The organism is Chryseobacterium sp. OSA05B, assembly GCF_019970065.1.
Lineage (GTDB): Bacteria > Bacteroidota > Bacteroidia > Flavobacteriales > Weeksellaceae > Chryseobacterium.
The window spans coordinates 75,455-99,539 of the sequence record NZ_JAHXYH010000004.1 but is presented as its reverse complement, the minus strand read 5'-3'; the positions used below and the strand labels follow the sequence as shown (position 1 = coordinate 99,539).

General features: G+C 38.0%; 22 protein-coding genes and 4 tRNA genes. 15 read left to right on the top strand and 11 right to left on the bottom strand.

The window, feature by feature from the left end; all coding sequences use genetic code 11:
• Nucleotides 1-57: 57 nt before the first annotated feature.
• The 4 genes from glmM to LC419_RS16130 all read left to right on the top strand — a co-directional run bounded on the left by glmM (nt 58) and on the right by LC419_RS16130 (nt 4,714).
• On the top strand, nt 58-1,440 hold the full coding sequence (gene glmM, locus LC419_RS16145) for a phosphoglucosamine mutase (protein WP_223608326.1): 1,383 nt from the start codon (nt 58-60) through the stop codon (nt 1,438-1,440).
• A 49-nt stretch (nt 1,441-1,489) separates the two neighbouring features.
• A complete protein-coding gene (locus LC419_RS16140; RefSeq protein ID WP_223608325.1) occupies nt 1,490-2,077 on the top strand; it encodes a Crp/Fnr family transcriptional regulator in 588 nt (195 codons plus the stop codon).
• A 77-nt stretch (nt 2,078-2,154) separates the two neighbouring features.
• Nucleotides 2,155-3,126 carry a zinc-binding alcohol dehydrogenase family protein gene (locus LC419_RS16135; protein WP_223608324.1) on the top strand — a complete coding sequence of 324 codons (972 nt, stop codon included), beginning with the start codon at nt 2,155-2,157 and terminating at the stop codon, nt 3,124-3,126.
• Nucleotides 3,127-3,334: 208 nt separating this feature from the next.
• The gene (locus LC419_RS16130; protein ID WP_223608323.1) at nt 3,335-4,714 is read left to right on the top strand and encodes a lipopolysaccharide assembly protein LapB; all 1,380 of its coding nucleotides are present in this window, start codon (nt 3,335-3,337) and stop codon (nt 4,712-4,714) included.
• Between the two features lie 47 nt (nt 4,715-4,761).
• Here the strand turns inward: LC419_RS16130 and LC419_RS16125 are convergent, their stop codons facing one another.
• From LC419_RS16125 to LC419_RS16110, 4 genes are all read right to left on the bottom strand, one after another.
• Nucleotides 4,762-5,625 (bottom strand): hypothetical protein, encoded by an 864-nt coding sequence (locus LC419_RS16125; RefSeq protein WP_223608322.1) that lies wholly within the window; start codon nt 5,623-5,625, stop codon nt 4,762-4,764.
• 54 nt (nt 5,626-5,679) lie between these two features.
• The gene (locus tag LC419_RS16120; protein ID WP_223608321.1) at nt 5,680-6,561 is read right to left on the bottom strand and encodes a DMT family transporter; all 882 of its coding nucleotides are present in this window, start codon (nt 6,559-6,561) and stop codon (nt 5,680-5,682) included.
• A complete protein-coding gene (aat, locus tag LC419_RS16115) occupies nt 6,548-7,201 on the bottom strand; it encodes a leucyl/phenylalanyl-tRNA--protein transferase (RefSeq protein ID WP_223608320.1) in 654 nt (217 codons plus the stop codon). Before aat ends, LC419_RS16120 begins: the two co-directional genes overlap by 14 nt.
• A 61-nt stretch (nt 7,202-7,262) precedes the next feature.
• A complete protein-coding gene (locus tag LC419_RS16110; protein ID WP_034739828.1) occupies nt 7,263-7,640 on the bottom strand; it encodes a DUF3127 domain-containing protein in 378 nt (125 codons plus the stop codon).
• Nucleotides 7,641-7,810: 170 nt separating this feature from the next.
• On the opposite strand from LC419_RS16110, the gene LC419_RS16105 reads away from it, so the two are divergent.
• The 3 genes from LC419_RS16105 to LC419_RS16095 all read left to right on the top strand — a co-directional run bounded on the left by LC419_RS16105 (nt 7,811) and on the right by LC419_RS16095 (nt 8,061).
• Nucleotides 7,811-7,892 (top strand) — tRNA-Leu (locus LC419_RS16105).
• A 4-nt stretch (nt 7,893-7,896) separates the two neighbouring features.
• Nucleotides 7,897-7,972 (top strand) — tRNA-Gly (locus LC419_RS16100).
• A gap of 5 nt (nt 7,973-7,977) precedes the next feature.
• A tRNA-Leu gene (locus LC419_RS16095) sits at nt 7,978-8,061 on the top strand.
• A 107-nt stretch (nt 8,062-8,168) separates the two neighbouring features.
• On the opposite strand, the gene LC419_RS16090 is transcribed toward LC419_RS16095, so the two are convergent.
• Entirely contained in the window at nt 8,169-9,890 is a 1,722-nt protein-coding gene (locus LC419_RS16090) for a LuxR family transcriptional regulator (protein WP_223608319.1), read from the bottom strand.
• A 577-nt stretch (nt 9,891-10,467) separates the two neighbouring features.
• Between LC419_RS16090 and LC419_RS16085 the strand changes: the two genes are divergently transcribed.
• The 5 genes from LC419_RS16085 to LC419_RS16065 all read left to right on the top strand — a co-directional run bounded on the left by LC419_RS16085 (nt 10,468) and on the right by LC419_RS16065 (nt 13,456).
• Entirely contained in the window at nt 10,468-11,703 is a 1,236-nt protein-coding gene (locus LC419_RS16085; RefSeq protein WP_223608318.1) for a hypothetical protein, read from the top strand.
• Nucleotides 11,704-12,140: 437 nt separating this feature from the next.
• Nucleotides 12,141-12,500, top strand: a complete 360-nt coding sequence (locus tag LC419_RS16080; protein WP_306666583.1) for a transposase — start codon at nt 12,141-12,143, stop codon at nt 12,498-12,500.
• A gap of 14 nt (nt 12,501-12,514) precedes the next feature.
• The gene (locus tag LC419_RS16075; protein ID WP_223608316.1) at nt 12,515-12,733 is read left to right on the top strand and encodes a hypothetical protein; all 219 of its coding nucleotides are present in this window, start codon (nt 12,515-12,517) and stop codon (nt 12,731-12,733) included.
• The gene (locus tag LC419_RS16070) at nt 12,708-13,031 is read left to right on the top strand and encodes a helix-turn-helix domain-containing protein (protein WP_223608315.1); all 324 of its coding nucleotides are present in this window, start codon (nt 12,708-12,710) and stop codon (nt 13,029-13,031) included. Before LC419_RS16075 ends, LC419_RS16070 begins: the two co-directional genes overlap by 26 nt.
• A gap of 340 nt (nt 13,032-13,371) precedes the next feature.
• Nucleotides 13,372-13,456, top strand: a tRNA-Leu gene (locus tag LC419_RS16065).
• Nucleotides 13,457-13,719: 263 nt separating this feature from the next.
• On the opposite strand, the gene LC419_RS16060 is transcribed toward LC419_RS16065, so the two are convergent.
• The 3 genes from LC419_RS16060 to LC419_RS16050 form a co-directional block, all read right to left on the bottom strand.
• Nucleotides 13,720-14,061, bottom strand: coding sequence for a helix-turn-helix domain-containing protein (locus tag LC419_RS16060; RefSeq protein WP_223608314.1), 342 nt, complete (start codon nt 14,059-14,061; stop codon nt 13,720-13,722).
• 280 nt (nt 14,062-14,341) lie between these two features.
• Nucleotides 14,342-14,563 (bottom strand): hypothetical protein, encoded by a 222-nt coding sequence (locus tag LC419_RS16055; RefSeq protein ID WP_223608313.1) that lies wholly within the window; start codon nt 14,561-14,563, stop codon nt 14,342-14,344.
• Between the two features lie 331 nt (nt 14,564-14,894).
• A complete protein-coding gene (locus tag LC419_RS16050; protein ID WP_223608312.1) occupies nt 14,895-16,754 on the bottom strand; it encodes a hypothetical protein in 1,860 nt (619 codons plus the stop codon).
• A 709-nt stretch (nt 16,755-17,463) separates the two neighbouring features.
• Here LC419_RS16050 and LC419_RS16045 point away from each other — a divergent pair.
• The 3 genes from LC419_RS16045 (at nt 17,464) to LC419_RS16035 (ending at nt 19,906) form a co-directional block, all read left to right on the top strand.
• Complete coding sequence (locus tag LC419_RS16045; protein WP_223608311.1) at nt 17,464-17,829, top strand: hypothetical protein; 366 nt, start codon at nt 17,464-17,466, stop codon at nt 17,827-17,829.
• 42 nt (nt 17,830-17,871) lie between these two features.
• On the top strand, nt 17,872-19,290 hold the full coding sequence (locus LC419_RS16040; RefSeq protein WP_223608310.1) for a PLP-dependent aminotransferase family protein: 1,419 nt from the start codon (nt 17,872-17,874) through the stop codon (nt 19,288-19,290).
• Nucleotides 19,291-19,420: 130 nt separating this feature from the next.
• Nucleotides 19,421-19,906, top strand: coding sequence for a GNAT family N-acetyltransferase (locus tag LC419_RS16035; protein ID WP_223608309.1), 486 nt, complete (start codon nt 19,421-19,423; stop codon nt 19,904-19,906).
• 222 nt (nt 19,907-20,128) lie between these two features.
• Here LC419_RS16035 and LC419_RS16030 read toward each other — a convergent pair whose 3' ends face one another.
• From LC419_RS16030 to LC419_RS16020, 3 genes are all read right to left on the bottom strand, one after another.
• On the bottom strand, nt 20,129-21,982 hold the full coding sequence (locus LC419_RS16030; RefSeq protein WP_223608308.1) for an alkaline phosphatase family protein: 1,854 nt from the start codon (nt 21,980-21,982) through the stop codon (nt 20,129-20,131).
• A 271-nt stretch (nt 21,983-22,253) separates the two neighbouring features.
• On the bottom strand, nt 22,254-22,922 hold the full coding sequence (locus LC419_RS16025) for an HAD-IA family hydrolase (protein WP_223608307.1): 669 nt from the start codon (nt 22,920-22,922) through the stop codon (nt 22,254-22,256).
• Between the two features lie 6 nt (nt 22,923-22,928).
• Nucleotides 22,929-24,083, bottom strand: coding sequence for a TIGR03364 family FAD-dependent oxidoreductase (locus tag LC419_RS16020; protein WP_223608306.1), 1,155 nt, complete (start codon nt 24,081-24,083; stop codon nt 22,929-22,931).
• Between the last annotated feature and the right edge of the window lie 2 nt (nt 24,084-24,085).

The window sequence follows — 24,085 nt, the reverse complement described above, 5'->3', positions numbered from 1 at the left end:
AGGTCTTTTAAGTATCTTTGTCCGGAATAAAAAACAACTAAAAAAAATAAAAACAGAATGTCGTTAATAAAATCTATTTCAGGGATCCGAGGAACAATCGGTGGAAAAGTAAATGATAACCTGACTCCTCTGGACGTGGTGAAATTTGCTTCTGCATTCGGGACCTGGCTTCAGAATACACAGAATAAAAAGAATTTAACCCTTGTCATAGGAAGAGACGCCAGAATTTCCGGAGAAATGGTTTCTTCACTGGTAACAGCTACTCTTCAGGGATTGGGCATCAATGTCGTAGATTTAGGGCTTTCCACAACGCCAACGGTGGAAATTATGGTCCCTGAGCTGAATGCAGACGGTGGAATCATCCTTACCGCTTCCCATAATCCAAAACAATGGAATGCTCTTAAGCTATTGAATGGCAAAGGAGAATTCATCAGCGGAGAGGATGGTGCAAAAGTACTTGCACTGGCTGAAAGTGAAGATTTCAACTACGCTGAAGTAGATGATCTTGGAAAATATGAAACAAGAAATGATGCCTTTGATATTCATATTCAGCAGATTTTAGATCTTCCGATGGTAGATGTTGAAGCGATTAAAGCGAAGAAATTCAAAATCGTTCTTGATGCGGTAAACTCTACAGGAGGAATCGCCATTCCGATGTTGTTGGATAAATTAGGCTGTGAGACGATAAAACTATACTGCGAACCGAACGGGCAGTTTCCACACAACCCTGAGCCTTTAAAAGAACATTTGGGAGATATCTGTGAGCTGGTAAAAAAGGAAAAGGCAGACCTTGGAATCGTTGTGGATCCGGACGTAGACCGATTGGCATTAATTGATGAAAATGGGGAAATGTTCGGGGAAGAATATACCCTGGTTGCCGTAGCAGATTACTTATTGAAACATAAAAAAGGGGCTGCTATTTCAAACCTTTCTTCAAGCCGTGCTTTGAGAGATGTTGCCAGAAGCCACGATTCAGAATATTTTGCCAGTGCGGTAGGAGAGGTGAACGTTGTGAACTTAATGAAAGAGAAAAATGCCGTGATCGGAGGAGAAGGAAACGGAGGAATTATCTATCCTGATCTTCATTACGGAAGAGACTCTTTAGTAGGAGCCGCATTATTTTTGACTCATCTGGCCAAAGAAGGGAAAACAGTTTCAGAATTAAGAGCAGGCTACCCAAGCTACTTTATGGGGAAAAAGAAAATAGAACTGACTCCGGAGATCAACGTAGATGATATTTTAGCCAAAATGGAAAAAGAATATCAGAATGAAGAAGTTTCTACCGTAGACGGTGTTAAAATCGACTTTGAAAACAATTGGGTTCACCTTAGAAAGTCCAATACAGAACCGATTATCAGAATCTATACTGAAGCTTACACTCAGGAAGAAGCCGATAAGCTTGGAGATGATATCATCGCTAAAATTAAAAGTTTAATCTAAAATAAATCAGGAACGGAACAGAAATGCTCCGTTCTTTTTTCTTATCGAAATGTTTGAGCATATCCAGAACAGGTTTCTCTTCCCGAAAGAAAAATGGCGGAAATTTCTAAGCTGCTTTGAGCGGATGGAAGTTCCTGCTAAGACTTTGCTTTTAAAGGAAAATGAAGTTTCAGACTGTGCCTATTATATTGAAAAAGGGGTCGTAAGAGCATGGTACAACAATGACGGGAAAGACGTGACTTTCCAGTTCTTTATGGAAAATACGATGTTTTCTTCCCTCGAAAGCTTCAGGAAAGGCCTGCCCAGTATGGTATCCTTCGAAACTATAGAATCCTGTATTTTATGGAAGATTCATAAAACCGATGCAGATGCTGTCTTAGCTGAGGTATACGAAGATCCCGAACTGAGGACCCAATTCATGGATTCTCTTTTTGAAAGAATCTTTGACTATATGAAACACTTTTTCTCATTTATAAAAGATACCCCGAAACAACGTTATCTCAGCCTTGCCAAAGAACGCCCTGAAATCATCAGGAGAATCCCACAGCATTATATTGCTTCCTATCTGGGAATTACTACAGTACATCTTAGCCGGATCAAAAGCGCGATTTTAAAAGAGAATGCTTTGAAGAAATAATCAGCAGGATAACTGATAACAAATGTTATTGCTTTGCAGACCGCTCTCATTCTAATTTTGCATAAAAATTTAATAGAATGAAAGCAGCAGTCGTATTTGAAAAAGGAAGCATTCCTCAATATACAGATTTTCAGGATCCGGAAATTCCTCAGGAAAATGAAGTGCAGATAACGGTAAAAGCCGTATCCATCAAAAACCTGGACAGAGCCATAGCGGGAGGAAGTCATTATTCCGTAAGCAGTGAAGCGCATCAGCCAAGAATTATAGGGACAGATGGTGCCGGATATCTTGAAAATGGTCAAAAAGTATATTTTTTCAGTAAAAAAGGAACCACAGCGGAAAAAGTAAATGCTGAAAAAGGATTTGTTATTCTCGTACCGGAAGAACTGGACTTCGCTATCGCTGCCGCATTGCCCAACGCCGTTATGGGATCTGCGATGGGATTGAAATTCAAGGCAGGGATGAAACCCGGCGATACCGTTCTGATCAATGGAGCAACCGGAGTGACGGGAAAAATTGCAGTTCAGGTGGCCAGATTATACGGAGCCAAAAAAATCATTGCTACAGGCAGAAATGAAGCATCTTTACAGTCACTTCTTGCGTTGGGCGCAGATGAAGTGGTTTCTTTAAAACAGCCGGACGAAGATTTTAAAACAAAAATTAAAGAAATTCACAGCGAAACACCCATTGATATTATCTTAGATTATCTCTGGGGCCATTCTATAGAGATGTTGCTGTATGCTCTTAAAGGAAACGGAACATTTTCTCACAAGACCAGACTGGTTTCTGTAGGCGGAATGAGTGGTGATACCATTCAGTTATCTTCGCAGATTCTGAGAGGAACAGATATTCAGATCTCCGGATCCGGATTGGGAAGCTGGACAAAAGAAGAGACCCGGCTGCTGTTTACGGAAATTATTCCCGAAATGTTCCGGGCGGCAGTAGAAGATAAAATTAAAATAGATATGGAAACGGCAGAAATAAAGGATATAGAATCAGTCTGGAATACCGAAATTCCAACCGGAAAAAGACTTGTTCTGACTATTTAACCACAATTTCCTTTTTTTATCCACAATCCTTTTATCTGTTTTCTTTTTTTACTATCTTTAAAATAGAAATTTATGAAAAATTAATTCAAAAAAAAGTTGCAACTTTGCATAAACATTTGAATTTCAGTTTCAGAAGTTATTATTAATTAATAAAGTTTGCCGAGGTTTGTAAGCATATTCAGACATCGGACTGACAAAGACGACACTATTGGAAGAGTATTTTGGAAATGAACTTGTGAAAAAGTTCGAGGAAATGATGGAAAATAATGATGAATTCTACTTCGATACCGAAGAGTTGGAAGATATCATTGTTTATTATTTGGAGCTGGGAGATTTTAACTACGCAGACAATGCTGTTAATTATGGCCTTAAGCTTCACCCGAATTCATTAGATATCAAGATCAAAAGACTTGAAATTCTCTTGGAATGGGAAGATTATAATACCGCAAAAGAGCTCATCGACGAACTGAAAGGGGCATCGATGGAAAACACAGACTTTATGGTCTGCTATGCGAAGTATTATTCGAACCTGGGAAACCCCAGAAAAGCCATTGACATCTGCAAAAAAGCCTTAGAACTGCAGGAAGAAGAGAACTTCCTTCACAACTTTATTGCGGACGAATATGTAAATTTGGGAGATCCCTTTAACGCTCTTAAACACTACAGAAAAGCTCTGAAAGAAGATCCTACGGACGAGTATTCGCTTGAAAACTGTATGATCTGCTTCAGCGACCTGAATAAGAGCGAGGAGGCTATTGCCTTTCTTAATGAATACTTAGATGAATTTGCCTATTCCGAAACCGCATGGTTTGAATACGGACAGTTTTACTTCAACAGAAAGAATTTTGAAGAAGCCATTAAAGGGTATGACTACCTGCTGGCGATCAATTCAAGTTCTGTGGGAGTATATGCCAACAAAGCAGCCTGCTATGAAGCGTTGGGACAATATCAGAAAGCAGTGGAAGTATATGAGGAAATGCTTGAGCTTGAATATACCAAAGCATTTACTTTTTATAAGATAGGATTATGCTACAAAGCGCAGAAACAGTCGATAATGGCTCTTAATGCGTTCCAGAAATCACTGAGAGAAGACCCACAGTTTTATCTTGCGATGATGGAGCAATCTTATTTGTACGAAGAAATGGGAGGGATGAAAGAAGCGTTGCATTTTGCTCAGGAAGCCACCCACCTGAATGATACCAATCTTGACTATCAGAAAAGACTGGCATTCCTGTTCATAGATTCTGGAAAATTTGAAGAAAGCCTTACCTGCCTGAAAAAGCTGGTAGACGCTGAGCCTTCAAGGTTTTATAACTGGTATGCCTATTCAGAGGTTTTGATGCTTCTTGGAGAATATGAAGAAGCGGTTACTATCCTTGAAAGAGCCATTAAGGTACATGACAGAGCAGAGCTCTATTATCAGCTAAGCAACTGTTATTTCAACCTGAAAAGGCCGGAAGTCGGAACAGAATCGCTTCAGAAGGCATTAAGCAAAGATTCATCACTGGCTACGGATATGCAGAAAAAATATCCTTTCATTAAAGATGAGGTGAAGAAGGTCAAAGCAAAAGTAAAAAAGAAGAATTAACTTTAAATAAAAAGAAAATCCTGCATAAAATGCAGGATTTTTATTTTTTACTGATTATACTCGTAAGTATAAATTTCAGGTTGAGAAGAAGTAGGGTTTCCATTTAAATCTGTCGGCTGTCTGCTTTCATAAAGAGGATAGCCGCTTGAACTAAAAGTTGTTGTAAACTTATAAGCTGTGTAGCTGCTACCTGTGCTTCCGGGAGAAGTATAGGACACGGTTTCTTTGTAAGAACTTATATTATTCTTTAAATTAGAAAACATGTATGATACTCCATCACTCATGTCACCATTATATATAATTTTATCGAAACCTTTTACATTTTTGAAGGGATAGCTTTTATCAGTATAAGTATAAGAAGCTACTTGGTTATAGTTGGTCGTAACACCGTTGCTTGTTCCTGATCCGCTTCCCGGAGCATTTACCAAATTCCCGCCACTGTAGTTGTATACACTATTGATGACATAATTGGTTGTTGGCCCGTGAAGAACCTGTCTCTTTGCATTGATCTGGTTAGCGCTAACGTGGGTATACGTATGAATTACAGTGTATTCTGCTGCTCCTGAATTGGAGTATTCCGTATTAGTAGCTGAAGCCATAAGGTTATTGGCATACGTATAAGAAGTAGCAGATTGAAGTATGTTGTCCTCGTAAAACTTGATGTTGGTAACGAAATCACCGGAATAAGTAAAAATAATCTTATCACCTGAATTAGTGGGATTTGTGATGTTTAAGATCTTAGTACCATCATAGTTGATTTTCATGCTTTCGCCATCGGTACTGATTTTTACAGGAAGAATGACACTTTGTAAAGAAGGATTGGTGTTGTCTAAAACAGTGTTGTCGTCATCATCGGGACCACAAGATAAAGTAAGTAGGGACATTGAGCCCAACAAAATAATTTTTTTCATGATTATTAATTAAATAAGTGCCCAAAGATATATTATTTTTCAATATCTCAGGATTTATTTTTTTGCTTTAGCCCTTAAAAAGATCAGTCCACCAATAATGACTCCTGCTCCCACAAATTGTAAAAAACTCAGTTTTTCGCCATCCAGAAAGCCCCAGATAATAGCAACGATCGGCATCAGCAGCGTTACTGTTGACGCAAAAAGGGGAGTGGAGACTTTCAGTAACCGGTAATTCAAGGTCATAGCCAGTCCTGTTCCGAAGATCGATAACAGACCTACAAACATAAGTCCCAGCATATTATCTTCGTTAAAACTGAATGTCGAAAAGAATCCGGTGAATGTCAAAGCAATAAGCGATGGGAAAAATAAAACGAAGGAAAAAACAAATGCGGATAGAATCGTAGAAGAAACATCCATAAGCTTAGATTTTACCGTTGTTGTGCTTAAAGCGTAACATAAAGTGGCCAGCAATAACAGCAAAATCGGGATCAGTTTAAACTTTCCGCCTTCACCGTCTCCGCCAAACGCCAGTAAACAAACCCCTGCGAAACTGATCATTGTTCCTACGATCTGTCTTTTGGTGGTCTCAAATTTCCACACCAGCGCTCCTACAATGATCACAAAAATGGGCATCATAGAATTGATGATTCCTGCAATACTGCTGCTCACTTCTGTTTCTGCAATCGGAAAAAGGAACATAGGGATGAAATTTCCCGTAAATGCTGCCAGAATAAGCCATTTTAAATGCTTTTTCGGAAACAGTTTATACTTGGAAATGGCAACCGGCATCAGAACAATTCCTGCGATCAGTACCCTTAAGGCACCCACCTGATAGGGGCTGAAATGTTCAAGCGATTTTTTGATCAAAATAAATGAGGATCCCCAGATAACAGTTAATACAATCAGAAGGATCCATTTTTCTTTATCTGCGTTCATTGTTTTTGTGTAAGGTTTTTAAAAATTCTTTTTTCGGAATCATTTTTGCGCCTAAGCTTTCCAGGTGATCAGTATGAGATTGACAGTCAATGAGATCAAGGTCCTTTTTATGGCTTTCTACAAAGTGGATAAAACCTGCTTTAGATGCATTGCTCACTTTTGCAAACATACTTTCGCCACAGAAAACACTCCCAATCTGAAGACCGTAAAATCCGCCGACTAACTCTTCCCCCTGCCATACTTCAATACTTTTGGCAAGACCATAGTCGTGAAGCTTGATAAAAGACTCCATCAGTTCGTCGGATAGCCATGTTCCCGTTTGTTCCTTTCTGCTGGTTTGCTGGCAGTTTCGGATGACTTCCCTGAAATTTTTATTCTCTGAAAATGTAAAAACCTCCCTGTTCAGTATCTTTCGCATCGATTTGGAGACTTTCAGTTCTTCAGGATACAGGACAAACCTTGGGTCCGGGCTCCACCATAATATTTCCTCCCCGGGATTGTACCACGGAAAAATTCCCAACTGGTAAGCGAACCAGATACGCTCTATGGACAGGTCGCCACCAAAAGCAATCAAGCCTTCGTGACCGTCATAAAGTTCAGGATCGGGGAATGAAATCTCGTTTTCGTCTAGTCGGACCATTATTTTGGAAAAAAAATCCCACTTGAGCAAGCAGGATTTATATTTGATCTTTTTCTTTTAATTAAAAAGGTAAATCATCGTCATCGTCACCAGCGAAAGGGTTTTCGTTGGAAACCGGGGATGCAGATTGAGATGGCGAAGCCTGAGTAGGCTCAGATCCGTTGTCCATCACTTTTTCAATTTTCCATCCGGTGATAGAATTGAAATATTTAGTTTCACCCTGAGGAGAAACCCATTCTCTTCCTCTGATGTTGATTCCCACTTTCACATTTTCACCTTCTTTAAGGTTATCTAATAAACTGATCTTATCAGACAAAAATTCTATGTTTATCGGCTGTGGATACTGTTCTTGGGTTAAAATAACCATTTCTCTCTTTTGAAAACCACTTGCAAATGTCTGAGCATCAAAAAGTTTCTTTACCGTTCCTTGTAATTCCATATTGTAATTATTAACGTTGTAAAAGTAAGAAAATGAAATGTAATAATAGGCGGAGCAGAAAAAAAATGTGAGAATTTTAATTTTTTTTTCTGAAAAGTTTGGAGGTAAAGGAAAATGTCCTATATTTGCACTCACAAAAACGAAGCAAGCTCTTTAAAATAAACAAACCAGCGGATGTGGTGTAATTGGTAGCCACGCCAGACTTAGGATCTGGTGCCGTGAGGCGTGGGGGTTCGAGTCCCTTCATCCGCACTATGCGAAAATAGCTCAGCTGGTAGAGCACAACCTTGCCAAGGTTGGGGTCGCGGGTTCGAATCCCGTTTTTCGCTCCACACCTGCCCTGGTGGTGGAACTGGTAGACACGCAGGACTTAAAATCCTGTGTTCGTAAGAACGTGCGGGTTCAAGTCCCGCCCGGGGTACTAAAACCCTCTGTAACTTCAGTTAACAGAGGGTTTTTTGTTTTCAGGGTGGTTTGATGTCAAAATTTTAAGACCAAGATATGGATGAGGTCGTTATCAGATCTACCTTATTTAATACTATTTAAAAACAGAGTCAGATCCGTTTCTTTATCAAGCTTCATTTTCGATTTTATATTGGCTTTGTACACTCTTGCCGTTACATCCTTAATATTTTCAAGCAATGATATTTCTTTAGAGGAAAGATCCAGCTTAAAATAAATACATAACTGCAGCTCCTGATCCGTTAAAACCGGAAACCTTTCAGAGAGCTTTTCCATAAACATTTTGTTTTCTGTATAGCTCTCGTTGATAATATCATTGTTTTTTCGGTCAATTTCAAGCAGATTATTAATTTTAAAAATCAGGTTTTTAACCACTTCTTCAGCATTAAGATTTTTTGTCTTTTTTATTTGCTTGAGATTTTCCAGGAATGCTTTTTCCATTTCTATCTTCAGGTTGAGACTGAGCTGAAGGTTCTTTATTCTGTTTTTTTGAGATTGAATATCCTGGTTTAGAGTTAATTCCTGTTTTTCTGCAAACTCTTTATTTTTTTTATTTTTCTTATGCACATTAATGAAAGACCCAGCAAGAACGGTAATAATCAATAGTGCTGAAACTAACACAAGCCAGTTATTCTTTTTCTGAATGTTAACGTTATAGTCATATTTCTGATTGATACTCTTTATAAAATAATCGTTCAGCAAATCCGAAACCTGAGCCAGTTCTTTCTGATTCTTCTCATTGTACAAAGTGATAAGGTGTAATATTTTCTTAGAAGAAGCCTTTTGTTTTTCACGATCATTGATCTCCAGATAATAATTTTGCAATATTTCGTAGAGTGTAATTTTATCCGGCAGATATTGTATTTTGGGTTCAATTTCTGTTAATAAACGGGCAAGACTGTCTTTTTTATCATTTTGTCCGACTCTTTCATACATATCAAAAAGCTTCTGGGAGACGAACATAAAATCCGAATTATACTGTTCTATTTTTTGATAAAACTCAAATCCCTCATTCCAAAAAATATAGGAATTTTTGTAATCATTCTGCTTAAGATAATATTTGCCCAGATTGACTTTCATAGCAGTTATAAAAAGTAAGTCCTCCTTGTTGAGTTTTTTTTTCCCTTCCAGAATTTTAATTCCCTCCAGAGTCTGCTGTATTGCCTTATCCGTTTTGTTCAGTTGATTAAAGCACATCCCAAAATTATTATGCATAGAAGCGATGAATATTTTGTCATCTTTTCTTTTTATATATGTTTTTAAGGCTTTATTAAAGTATAACATAGCCGCAGAATAATTTTTTTCATTATAATAAAGCCTTCCTTTTGCATGATAGAGATGAGGGAGAATGTATTTTTTTCCAATTTTCTCATCGGTTTTAATAGCCTCATCCAGGAAATACATTGCAAATTTTGGAGAATTGTGCTCAAAATGTAAGGCCAGCATAAAGTTACAGGATATAGAAATATATTCGTATTGATCATTATTAAGCTTCAGCAATTCATACAAAAGAGGGATTTGCTTTAAGGCATACTGGCTATCTGTGTTGTAATAAAGAAAAAGCTCAACATATTTACTGCTCAAAAGATATTTCTTATCTCCAGTCTTTTTATATTTTGCCAGTTCTTTATCATACTGAGCGCGGATATTGGTCAAATTATAATTGCTGTACTCTGCAGAAACGTAATCATTAAGGTTATAAAAATACTCATTGTCATCCTCTGAACGACAAGAATTAATTAACAGCAAGGAGAAGAATGAAATAAAAATAAAGACGACTATTTTCATACTCTTGAAGCGGGCATTTTAGATGGGTGAAATTAGAATTAATTTTATAAAAAATATTTTTTAAGGGATTTTTTTATTTACAGACATAATTTAACTATTAATTTCATGTATTAAATGAAAAAAATAGTTAAAAAAATAATTAACGGTAAATAAAATTTAATTAATTGATATTGAGTAGATTAATTGATAGGTAATTAATGTTTTTTTAGCATGTTTTGCTTTTCAATTAATGATTACTAATGTTTAAAAAAATACAAGTACCACAAATCGATTCTAGATTTGCAAAAGATTTTCAGAATAACTCCAATTGTATTGTACTCTGAAAATTCTATCACATTAACACACACTAAGAATGGAAAAATTACAACAAATAGACTTTTATTTTTTTAAAGTCTTAAAAATTCTGTATCACGAATTTGAATCTCAAAACGATTATTCTTTAGCTTTTAAGTCTAAAAGTTATACATCACTCAGGGTTCAATTTTAAACATACAGAAGAAATATGGAAGCCTCTACAACAGGTAGTCATGTACTAATTTCTAAAACACAAAAATCCTTAAAACTAAAAAATTATTTTATGAGAAATCACCATCTTACAGCAATAATGCTGTTAATCTCAGGCATTGTATTTTCCCAAGTGGGAATTGGGACCACAACACCGGCCGCAACAATGGATATAACTGCTAAAAACGCGACAGGAGCAACGACGAACGTAGACGGACTCTTAGTGCCCAGGGTTGACAGACAAAGGGCGCAAAATATGACGGCTGTGCCTGTTTCTACAATGATCTACGTAAACGGTGTTTCCACCGGAGCCCAAACAGGGACTTCGATCAACATCGATCAGGAAGGGTACTATTATTTCGATGGCGCGGTATGGATAAAATTAAATTCCGGCGGTTCTTCACCCAGTGTTAATCTTTACAATACAGACGGAACCCTCACAGGAAACAGGGTGGTAACACAAGGAGCTAATACTTTAGCATTTAACGGGACGGCAACTAATGCATTTTCTGTAGAAGGCTCTACACTTTCTGTAGATGCGGCCAATAATAATGTCGGGATCGGGACAACTGCTCCAAACACAGCATCATCATTAGAGCTTAGCGCTACTGATAAAGGATTACTTTTAACACGTATCAGCCTTGCAAGCACGGGTACATGGGGGCTTACCGGGACTTCCGTTGCCGGGATGACGGTATACAATACCAACGCAGCCATTACTTCATCAAGTTCCACCAATGCACTCTCTGCCGGGAGCTATCCAACTAGTGTTAATGGTATAGGACTTTATACATGGGATGGATTTGGATGGGTACCACAAAATTCTGCTGCAGAAGTGATGAAGATTCCTTTCCCAACTTATCCTGTGGGAGCTTCAAGCAATGGTGCAGGAGGATCTACAGCAACCGGGGTGACCGCATTACCACTTAATAATCCATCATTCAATACAATATCCGGAGCAACAGTCACACCCGCCAGTGGTGCAGTGTTTCTTCCTAAAGGAACCTATAGGATAGGGACAAGTATTTCAATCGCGATAAGTGGTGCAAGTACTAATAACAAATATTTACAACTCATTGTTTCTACGTCCCCTACGGGAACGGGAGATGTACACGGTCTCTACACACAACCTTCAACAATGGCCGGCCTTCCGGGTTATATCAATGGTAACAGCATCATTAGAATAACGAATGCTGCAGGGGCTAATGTATATTTTACAGTATTTGTCAATGGTCTTAACAGTGGAGATACCTGGGTGGCATCAACTGCTTCCCCACAAAGCTATGCTACTATTGAAAGATTACATTAATATCTTTACATCTACCGGCAGCTTCTGTATTTATATTTCCTCAGTTTAATATGTACCGATTAATATTCATAAGGTTCAGTATGGAAATAATACGGGAGGTAAGCTTGGGACAAATAAAAATTATAAAACACAAACTCACTATAGTACAAACATAATAGAATCATCATCAAAAGTCATTTGATTCTGCTTAATCGTGTGATGAGGATATTTTCTTGAAATTTCATTTTTTTATTAATGATGGTTTTATCTCCTGCTAAGCATTTTTACTTTATGTTTTATTCTTCGGCTTAGCGGGAGATTTTTATCAACAAAACGAAATATGAAAAGAATATTGAAAATCTATGCTGAATAATAATTTTAAAAAAATCCACGTCGGAAAACTAATCAAGAAAAGAACTTCAGAATTAGAAATAAATTTATCCAGAATATGTAATTTTTTGGAAACTGATGAAACAGAAATTGAGAAAATGTATCTGGCAGAAAATATTGATACCGGAACTCTTCTCAGATGGAGTAAATTATTGGAATATGATTTTTTCAGACTCTATTCCCAGCATTTGATTTTGTACGCCCCTCCATCAGCCCATGATCAGGCAAATACTAAAGAGAAAAAAGGGTCAAGCCTTCCTCAATTCAGGAAAAGTATTTACACCGTTGAGGTTATTGATTTTATTCTGGAACTTATAGAAACCGGGAGAAAGACCAAACAAGAGATAATGAAAGAATACAGGATCCCCAAGACAACACTCTATAAATGGATCAGTAAATACAAAGACAGCTTGGGAGAGCGTGATTAAAAAATAAGCTCAATATGAAAAATCAGTATAAGTCTCTTATAGGGATCACTAAGAAAGATTTGATAGAAAAGCTAGGTGATGGGTTCAATTTTTATCCGGATACAATATGGACTTATCTTCTGCACAAAAATTTCTTTGGAAGAAAAACGTTCCTGGTGATAACATTTAAAGATGAAATGGTTATTGATGTGAATATTATAAAAAAATATGGAGACTACAAGGCCAAATTATAGGAAGATTTACGAAGATATTTTGAGATTCAAATATCCTGAAAAAATAGAAGACTGTCAATCGATACTATCTAAACCCAGAATTACAGCAAAGGATATTATAACGATAAATAATATTATTTTTCCCGAGAGTGATAGAAAAACAGTTTCTTTAAATCATAAGCACCGCTCTTATACCACGTCAGATATTTTAGAAATATTGAATTTTCAAAAAAAGAATAAGCTCAGTAATACACAGGTTGCAAATCATTTCAGACTCAGCCGCAACAGCATAGCGAAATGGAAAAAATTATTTTTGTAATTGTATAAGTAAATTAAAAAAGCGTCAATAGACCGGATGGGTATTTAACAGATTAAATAATAAAATATCTGAAATCACAATTTGTATGAAAGAAACAGGATTCTCCGAGATAAATATATCCTTACTGTATGGTATTGTACCAACCTGAGAGAGTGTTGTAATTATTGAAAATTTTCATTGATTTGCAAGTGGCTGATTGTTAAGAGTCTCAAAGAATGCGGTTTTTTATTTGGGTTGTTTATGAGTATTTATACTTTTTTAGTTCTTATTTTAAGACAAAATGTTTTATATTTGTAGTCTCATTAAGAGAAACAAGTTCTTTTAAACAAAGACAAAATCAGCGGATGTGGTGTAATTGGTAGCCACGCCAGACTTAGGATCTGGTGCTGTGAGGCGTGGGGGTTCGAGTCCCTTCATCCGCACCACACAAAAAACTCTCTGTATTATTTACAGAGAGTTTTTGTTTTTATATGTACAATTGAATATTCTTTACATCCATTCAACTGTAAATCGTTAATATGGTTTAAACCTGTGGGTTTTGTTGTCTAAGATTTTTTAATAGAAAAACAGACAGGAATAGATTTCATCCTTTAAGAAAACTAGAATCATGAAAAAAAAATACTACGTTACGAAATCTTCCTGCCTGCCTGAGAAATAATAAACTGATAAGGACTGTGAATTGAAATATTTATGCTGTTCTGCTCTTCAGGAAATGTTTTTTCCATTTGGCCACCGTATTTCTGCTAAGGCTAAAGTGGGCTGCCAGTTGAGTGTTGTTTAATTTGTTCTTTCGCTGATAATCGAGTATTTCCATCACCGCAAATTTGTCATAGGATCGGTGTTTCTGATTTTCCGAATGTCCATGAGCATCTTTACTTTGTGGGAAAATAATATCATTGATCTTAATGACGTCTTTTACAGAAAAGAAATCTTTTGATAGAATAGAAACACAAAGCGGTCTTTTTTCAGGATACTTATACGTGATAATATCTTCGTAGATCCTTTTATAGTCTGGATTTGTCTTTTTCATCGTTTATAATATTTGTTTAAAGTAATTCCGGCCGTATCAGGGTGAGGAATTAAAGTCTTCATATAAGGTTCTTTCTCCTGTGCTGATAGTCTGAATATTTTCTTTGATTCTTTGTTTAAGCACAGTTCTTAACTTCAATACCTGTTCTTTATGAAATATTTTATTGAGTACGATTCGTATTGGTATTGGTTTCAAATTCATTACGAAATACTACTTTCTTCTTTTTTCATCGATATAAAACAACTGAATATCCACAAAAATTACAGGAGAGTACCCGAGTTTATAAATTCGTTCGGAATATATTTCCGTATGCCTTTCTGGCTTCTACATTTTTAACAATTTCTCCCTCAAAACTAATGATGAGGTAAGTTTTTCTTCCGAAAAAATTTTTATTCAGAAAATAAATCCAAACGGAGTCGGGATAAAAATTAAATTCATCTCCCATCTTTTCGATCAGATCTTTCTTGGTAAGACCAATAAGATCGGTATAGGGCCTTTTCATATTATTTTCATCTTTAATATGTGGGTAATCAATTAAAATGTGTTTTTAATAAGGCTTTTATCTGCCACATCTGAGGGAAGATGTGACAGATTTAAAACCTGGGGATTCATCATTTGTGTGTTTAGAATCGTACCTTTTCACTATTCTTCAATCAATAAGTCAGCATTTTTGAAGAATATTTGTCTTTTAAAACCTTTAACTAAGCAGACGAGAAAAATAATAAACAAGGGAAATGTCACTTAGTTAAAGGCATTTGGGAATATTTAAATTCTGGATGAGTTGAGCCAGAATATTTCCGTTTTAGAATCTAAATTGTATTTTTAGATTTATTTTAATTGCCTAAAGAAATTATGGCAAATGTAGCTCCAGCTCTAATATCGTGTTGCTCGGCACCCTGTTCATATCCTATGGCGATCACAGATCCCGCATTAGCATAAGTTGTCATGGCACCTCCTCTGGCGGTATAGCTCGGACCACTCGCACCTGCTTCTTGTTCTATAGGGAATCTTGCTCCATCTATAGTAAAAAGCCATCTATAATTATATGCAGCGGTAGTTGATTTGATAGCTGCAAATAAAGAGACCTGATAATAGCCGGATGTAGGAACTGTATAGGTGTAATTTGTTGAGCTCCAGGCTCCATCCGGATTGGTGATGGATCCAAATTGTATTTTTTTAAATCCTGCCCCTGTTGTAGATTGAACCGCAGACGTTCTGCCTGCCGCTACTACCTTGGGGATAAATCCTCCCGCATCCAAACTTTTCCATGCAGGGGCTGTATTTGCACCGTTTGAAGTAAGAACCTGCCCTGAATTTCCTGCACTTCCTGCTGTATTGGCATTTCCTCCTACATTCAGCTCATTGGTTATTTGTGCTGCTCCGTTGATATGGAATGTTTTCTGTGGCGTTGAAGTTCCTATTCCCACATTCCCGTTTCCTTTTATACGCATAAGTTCAACAGAATTATTGGCACCAGTACCTGCAAAAAAACCATGATCGCTGCTCGTTTCACCTACCTGATAACGAAGTAAAGACCCATTTATTCCAAATCCATGAAACTGGTTATCATTATCACCATTTTCATACATTATTATTTTACGGTTTGTTATAGAATTGCCAAGATGTATTTGGGAATGAGGAGCTGTTGTACCAATTCCCACTCTGTTATTGGCGGCATCTACTGACAATGTAGCACCGTCTACAGAGAAGGCATTCACTGAAGTTCCTGTAAAAGCTAATGTCTTATCAGCCTGAGTAACGGTTCTGTTGGCAGCAAGGGTTCCGTCAGTACTGTAAATGTTATTACTAGTAACGCTTGCCCATGCAGGGGCTGTATTTGGACCGCTTGAAGTAAGAACCTGCCCTGAAGTTCCTGCGCTTCCTGGTGTAGTTGCTGTTCCTCCAACATTTAGTTCGTTGGTAATCTGTGCTGTACCGTTCACGTGAAATGTTTTCTGAGGAGTAGAAGTTCCTATTCCAACATTTCCATCCCCTTTAATACGCATCAGTTCTTTAGAGGTGTTGGCATCAGTACCGGAGAAAAATCCATGATCAGAGGTTGGTTCATCTGTCTGATAACGTAATAAACGGTTATTTATCCCAAAACCATAATATTGATGGTCGTTATTACCCGTTTCGTACAGGACTATTTTGCGGTTGGCCCCTGAATTTCCAAACTGCAGCTGGCCGTTAGGAGCAGTAGTACCAATTCCAACTCTGTTATTGGCGGCATCTACTGACAATGTAGCACCGTCTACAGAGAAGGCATTCACTGCAGATCCTGTAAAAGCTAATGTCTTATCAGCCTGAGTAACGGTTCTATTGGCAGCAAGGGTTCCATCTGTACTGTAAATATTATTGCTGCTTCCGGAAGCGGAATTAAGTTTGACCCATGCCGTTCCGTTATAATAGTAATACCCAATAGTATCCACATTGATGGCTGTCCCAGTTTGTGTCCCGGTAGTTACGCTGTTGATGTAAACTAAAGTGGAAGTGGGTACGGTGGTCATGCTCTGTGCCCTTTGCCTGTCAACCCTTGGAATTAAAAGTCCGTCAACGGATGTTGTGGTTCCCGTAGGATTTTTAGCGACAAGATCTAGTGTCGATGTTGGCGAAGGTGTATTAATCCCAACCTGCGAATAAGCTAATGTTGAGAAAACAGAAGCTGCTACGAATAAAATTTTTCCTTTCATAATGCATTTTTTTTCTTTCCTTAGTGTTGTAAAACGAGTTTGTGTTTTTGCTTGAAAGCTGATGCAAATGTATTCGCATAAAAAGGATAAATTTTAATTTTCCTGTTAACAAATTGTTAGCCAAAGCAAATTTTTGAAACTTATTTTGTTAATAATTTTATGTTTAACTAATTGATTTTAAGTGTTTTGTTTTTTAATTTTTGTTAACTTTAAATAACTTGTTTTTTTGCTCTGAAATTTTGATTTTCATCGGGTTTCTCTAAAAAAAATACATCAAAATATTAGAGTTATTTTATTTTAAATAGGAAAAAGCTAGTACAATGTTCTATCATATTCTGAAATCATGGAAATAAATAGAAGAAATAGGGTAAGATTATTTAATTAACAGAATTTTTAGTTAATTCTTTTTTTGATAATCTTCTGAAAGACTTTGACTTAAATTAACCAGTGTTTTGGATTAAATACTTCCGCTTTTGGGAGATCAGAAAGGGTGAAGCCTTAAAGGCGGAAATTATTGAACCCTGAACATATAGACTTGCTCAGTTTTATTAATGTTGTAAGGTGACATCATCTACTGAAAATCAAGCTGTCGTAATAATTACCTGCCAGTGATTGTCCTTTTCCAGTCTGTACCCAATATAATAGTAGATTCTGTGTCTGTATCCAAGCTTAAATACTGCCTAATTTTGTCGAAGTAAATCAGAACACTATGGAAACCTTACCACAATCCCGCGATCAGCTTGTTTATGCTGAAGTCTATATTTCAGATATGCCGGCCCTGAAAAATATGTTTCTACAAACCCAGACGCTCAAAAGACTGAATCAGAATTTCGGTGTTCCTTTCCTTTTGATTAAAAAGAAAGGTGAAGTGGCTGCGTTTGCCAGTCTGGTGATCAATGAAAAAGGAGAAATTGCTTTTAAAGTGTATGAAGATCGTCTTTCCGATGCTGAGAGAAGAAATTTTACCCTGTGTGCAGAAAGCTATTTCAGAAAAAATAATACCGCCAATTTCCGTAATCCTGAGCAGCTGAAAAGCAGTATCAGCAGAATGGTAGGTTGGCTGAACATTGGCTAAAACTAGAGGAAATTTGTACATTTACTATAAAACCCAGATCACATGTCCAAAGACGTTCTCTACCTTAAAATAGCAAAATCTGTCACTGAACAGATCAAAAGTGATACCCTGCAGTTCGGAGACAGGCTGCCATCGCTCAGAAGTGCACAGAAGCTTTATAATGTCAGTCTGAATACAGTAAAGCAGGCTTATATGGAGTTGGAAAGCCGTTCGCTGGTAGAATCACGCCCGAAATACGGTTATTTTGTGAGCCAGAGTTCTCAAAGAAAGCTGGCGCTGCCCTCTGTGGCACCTATGAAAGTAGCGGAGAGAGAAAATACAGCTGAGGTCCTTATCGATAAAGTATTCGGAACCATTGATGGATCCGATGATGTTACACAGTTTGCTTTAGGGATTCCCGGGAAAAGCTTCCTTCCTTTAGCCAAGCTGAAGAAGTCGATGATCAATGTGATTAACAGAAAGACTGACAGCGGAACAGATTATGAGCCGGTACAGGGGAATGAACATTTGCGTCGCGAATCTGCTAAATGGGCCTTGGTGCTGGAAGGGAAGATCACGGAAGACGACCTGGTCATCACTTCAGGAGCAATGAATGCCGTCTATACCTGCCTGATGGCGGTAACGAAACCCGGAGACTCTGTTGCGGTGGAAAGTCCGGTTTATTTCGGTGTTCTTCAGGCCATCAAGCAATTGGGGCTGAAAGTGGTGGAAATTCCTACCCACCCTATTTACGGAGTTGATCTGGATGCTTTGAAAAAAGTGATTCCTACGCTTTCAGCTTGTTGTTTTGTGACGAATTTCAATAATCCGTTAGGCTTTCAGATGCCTGATGAAAATAAAAAAGAGCTCGTAAAGCTGATCACTCACTATAATGTTCCCCTGATTGAGGACGATATTTACGGAAACCTGTATTTTGGAGCAGAAAGACCAAAACCATGTAAATTTTATGATGAGGCAGGACTTGTGATGTGGATTGGATCGGTTTCCAAGACCCTTGCTCCAGGGTATCGCGTGGGATGGGTGGCACCTGGGAAATTTAAAGAACAGGTGATCCGCCAGAAACTGGTGCAGACGGTATGCAGCCCGTCTATCTATCCGGATGTAATTGCAGATTTCCTGGAACACGGACGGTACGACCATCATTTAAGAACATTCCGAAAAAAATTATACGCAAATTATCTCCAGATTCAGAAATCTGTGACGGAGTATTTTCCCGATAACACTAAAATTTCAGAGCCGAAAGGTGGCTTTATGCTGTGGCTGGAACTTGATAAAAAGATATGCACTGAAGATTTGTTTGATGAAGCCATGAGTCAGAAAATCAATTTTGCTCCGGGAAGAATGTTTTCGCAGTACAATCAGTACCAGAACTGTATGCGTCTGAATTATGCCCTGGAATGGACAGACAGGGTAGAAAGCGATCTGGAGAAATTAGCAAAAATGGTAAAAAAAAGAATCTAATTTTCATTAACTGGATTATAATAACCACAAAAGTCACAAAAGTGTTTAAAAAATCAGAATTTTTAACGAGGTTATGATTTCTGAAACATTTCGAAAATATAAATAATACGATCAATTAAACCCTATAGCGATGAATGAAATGAATAATGAAGTAACCATTATCAACTACGAACCTCAATACAAAGAAGCTTTTAAAGCATTAAATGAAGAATGGATCAAAACGTTCTTTACCATGGAGGCTGGCGATTATAAACTTCTTGACAATCCGGAAGAAGAGATTATAGAAAAAGGAGGGCACATTGTTTTTGCGCTTCTGGATAATGAAGCAGTAGGAACCTGCGCATTGGTTAGAATTTCCGATGAGCCGCTTAGGTTTGAACTGTCAAAGATGGCGGTAAGCCCTAAAGCACAGGGAAAGAAAATAGGCTATCTGGTAGGACAGGCATTAGTAGATAAAGCAAGAGAACTGAAAGCAGAAAGTATTTTTCTGGAAACGAATTCTGTGCTGGTTCCTGCGATCAAACTGTATGAAAAGTTGGGCTTCAAACATATGCCGGTCTCGGGTTCAGCCTACGACCGCTGTGACACTCAAATGCTACTGATTTTCAACGACTAAGCAAAAAAAGATATTAGAACTCGGATAGGAATACCCTTGTTCTAATATCAAAAAATTAAATCTAATGCGTCGGTAGAGTTAGGAAGCTGGAAGAGGGAGGATGGAAGTTTCTGTTAGGCATTCATCTCAACAGTTTCCATAAAAAGTGATTAAAACCCACTGCAATTTCGGCTTTAGGCTAAGATAACTTCCATCTTCGAGCTTCAAGCTTCCAATCTTCACCTATTTCTTAATGAAAGTCTTCGTCAGCGACTTTGTGCTCCCGGTTATCTTTATGAAATATACTCCTGCCGTAAGGTGTTGAATATTTAATGTTTCGTTAAACAAACCGTTAGAAGGCTTTAATTTTTTTGTTGAAATCACGGATCCTTTGGCGTCAATGATTTCTGATTTAATCTCCTTATCATCAGACTGATACTGGATGCTAATGCTTTCTGAAGCAGGGTTTGGATAAAGTCTGAAATCATCCGTTTTTGTTTTAGTATCCTTCACTGCCAAAGCACCGTTAGAGCATACCGGAATACGGTTCACTCCATCAATTCCCCAAGACGGCTGTATCGGAATACACATCCAGTTCAGAACGGTAGGAAAATGATCAGTCTCTCTCGTGGTTGAGGTATAATCATAAATTTTAAATGTATTGGTAGTACCGGTAGCGTAGGCCGGAGAACCTGTTACCACAAGATTGTTAGCATTAGGGCTTGAATCGGTGAGCGTGTTTCCTGAAGTTCCGCTGCATTTCCAGTCTGCCAGTAATTGAGCATAATAAGGATGCGAAGGGGTAATATCCTGATTCGCCCAGTTAACGATCACATCGTTCGGAAGAGCAGATTTCCAGACTCTTATATCTTTATAGGAGGCGGCAAGATTCTCACTGTATACATTGGTTCCGTCCTGATTGATGGTAAATGGCAGACCGGAATCTATATTTCCAATCGTATTCATTTTAGCAAAAGTTACCGGAACGCCGTCTTCATACATCGTTGCAAGCCCGTCTCTGTCGAAACTTACGGCAATATGTTTCCATCTTCCTGTCTCTACTTTTCCTCCGGTCATGTCAATTCTGTTGGTTCCGTCGCCGATATTCATTTTGAAATTCTGCCCCGAACTTCCGGAGATGACAAAACCTTTATTTTTTCCGTTCGCCCAGTTTTTATTACTGATCATCACCGGATCACTTGAATAGGCTGCATTCGGTTTTACCCAGAATTCAATCGTGAAATCCTGATTGGCCCCGAAATTAAACGGAGTCTGATTAGCCGGTTTTGCATATGTACCAGCCGGAAAGCTAAGCTGATTAAACGTTTTATTGGATTCCAGAATGGTTTTACTGATCTGCTGAGGTGTAAATCCAGGATTGGAATAGATATTAAAGATATTTCGCTCCGAAAGGTTACCGCCACCGTGAGAGCTTTGAATAGCCCCATGATCTGTTGTTAAGACCACCAGCCAGTCTTCATTGCTGTATGTTGGCCTGTTTTTCATAGCATTTACAATCTCTCCGATATAAGTATCCGTAGTCTGAATCGAGGCAACATACTGAGGAACCGTGCCGGCAAATCCGTAAGAATGTCCTGCGTGGTCCACATCGTCAAAATCCACAAAAAGAATATCGGGATTATCATTCTGCATGGCATTAACAGCTGCGTTTTTTACGGCCAGGTCTGATCCAAGATTGCTTTTTACATCAGCGGTCTTTACAATCTTGTCATTAAGCGGAGCCCAATTAGCGAGGGACATCGTTCTTAAGTTGGGATTATAAGTTTCAGCTCTTGTTAAGAAGTCAGGATAGTTCACATAGTTTGGGCTGGTGAAATTGTTGTCCTGAACATTGTGTTTCGTGTGCCAGACACCGGTAAGCATGGTGCTCCAGCCATTTCCGCTCCATGTAGTGGCGGCGCAGAGACCGTCAAGGGAGTAAATGGATTGATTGACAAGGTTTTGGATGTTCGGGATGTTGCTGGACATCATCACGTCTGCACGGCAGCCGTCAATACCGATAAATAGAACTTTCTTGGTCTGAGCTTCAAAGAAACAGCTCATAAGAACGGCCATTGAGAATAGTTTTGTTTTCATGGGGATAAAGGGTTTTGAAAAAGAAATGTTTACAAATAGTAATTATATTTTTAATTATTGTAAAATTAATTTACTATTTGTAAACAAGTGTAAACTTAAAGTTAATAAATTGATAACTAAATGATTAAATTTTTAAACACAAATGACACTAATTTTTTTCACGAATGAAACGATAAATTATTGGTGAACATTTGTGAATCTATTAGTGCCATTAGTGTTTAAGTCTAAAAAATTGAGGCTGAAAAAAGTAAGTATGATTTGAAAGAAGAGTTTAAAGTATATCTTCAGCCTCAGAAATCGTATTAAAAATATAATCAGGATGTGCCTTTTCCAGCTCTGTTCTGCTCTGTGCTCCGGAAAGAACAGCGACGGTCAGTCCGCAGCCTGCATTTTTTCCTTCTTCAATATCAATCACAGAATCACCTGCTTTTAATACCTTTTCCGGCTCAGTGATATTGAATTTTTTCATCGCAAGGTTGATCATATCAGGGCTCGGACGGCTTTCTGAAACATCATCAGCAGTGATCAGCGCATCAAAATGAACATTTTCTTTCCATTGTAATTTATCCAAAAGCTGATGGGCAATCTCGGAACTGTAACCGGTATTGAGTACCACTTTCTTATGCTGAGCTTTCATTTTTAAAAGAAAGTTTTCCGTACCATTGATAGGCTTCACTTCCAGTTTCTGGTAAGCTTCCTTTAACTGTTCTGAAAAGTTTTGGAAAATAACGGGAGCATCTTCTACATTGCCTTTGATTTCCTTCAATAAGCTCGAAATGGCTTCCAGCTTTTCCATTCCTGCGCAGCTTGAAAGCACCTTTTCTAAAGTCACATGATAGCCATGATTGTTCACAGCCTGCGTTAAAGTTTTGTACACTACATTGTCTTCGTTAATTGTTGTTCCGGCCATATCCAGAACCAGTAATTCTATATTTTTCATTGAAATTTATGCGTAAATTTTATCTATATTAAATTTTGAAAAGCCACCGCTTCCCGTCATTCCTTTTCCTCCGATTCCTGTTATGATGTAGATATTCGGGGAAGGATTGTGTTCAAAAATATCTTTTGTCTTGCACTGGGAATAGATCCCGAACCATCTCCTCTGAATTTCATAGGTAGGAAGGTCTATAATTTTTTTGGCTTCGTGAATCATGAATTCATCGATTTCCATATTCAGATCATATCCAAGATCATCGGCATTTTTAGCATCTGCATATTCATGGGAGTCACCCAGAATAATAGATCCGTCAAGCGTCTGTTTGAATAAAATATGAACCCCGTACTTCTTTTCAAAAGATTTCGGATCTTCTGATGCTTTGATTTTCTCAAAAGAAGCACATTCACTGAACGATTCATATCTTCTGATCGAAAGCCCCGTCAGAATATTTCCCGGAAGCGAATAAATGCCCTGTGGTTTTGTCTGCAGCATCTGCAGCTTGCTCACCTCCAAATCGCTATCATCGAATACTTTAGGATATAAGGTCTTGAATTCATGACCGCCGCAGATAATGATCTTCGAAGCAGTGAATTCTGCTCCGTCTGCACTTATGGCGGAACAGTTCTGTCCGTTTTCACCCGTTTCAATAATCGTGGTATTGGAAAAGATCTGAAGTCCCAGTTTTTCCTGCAACAGTTTGTGGAGCTTGACAATCATATCGGCAGAATCTACCGAAAGTTCCTGGGGGAAAAAAAGTCCTCCTTTGCAGTAATCCGAACGCAGACCATCGAATTTCTTGATGCAGTCGTTTTTAGATAACAGAACGGATTCGTAATCATTATTCCTGTTGATTTCATACAGTTCTTCAATCAGCTGAATTTCCTCATCATTTGAAGCGATATATACGGAACCGTTTTTTCTTATGGTAAGATCTGCCTGGGCATGAAGTTCGTTATAGATGGCCAGACTTTCTCTTCCGTAATTCTGCCATGTAAGATCCATTCCGGAGGGCACTACCTGGCCGAAATTTCTCACCGTTGCGCCCTGAGGAACAGAATTCCTTTCCAGTAAAGCGACCTTAAGACCTCTTTTTAGAGCATGATAAGCGTGGAATGTTCCCAGAATACCCCCTCCCACAACGATTAAATCAAATTTTGCTGTCATTG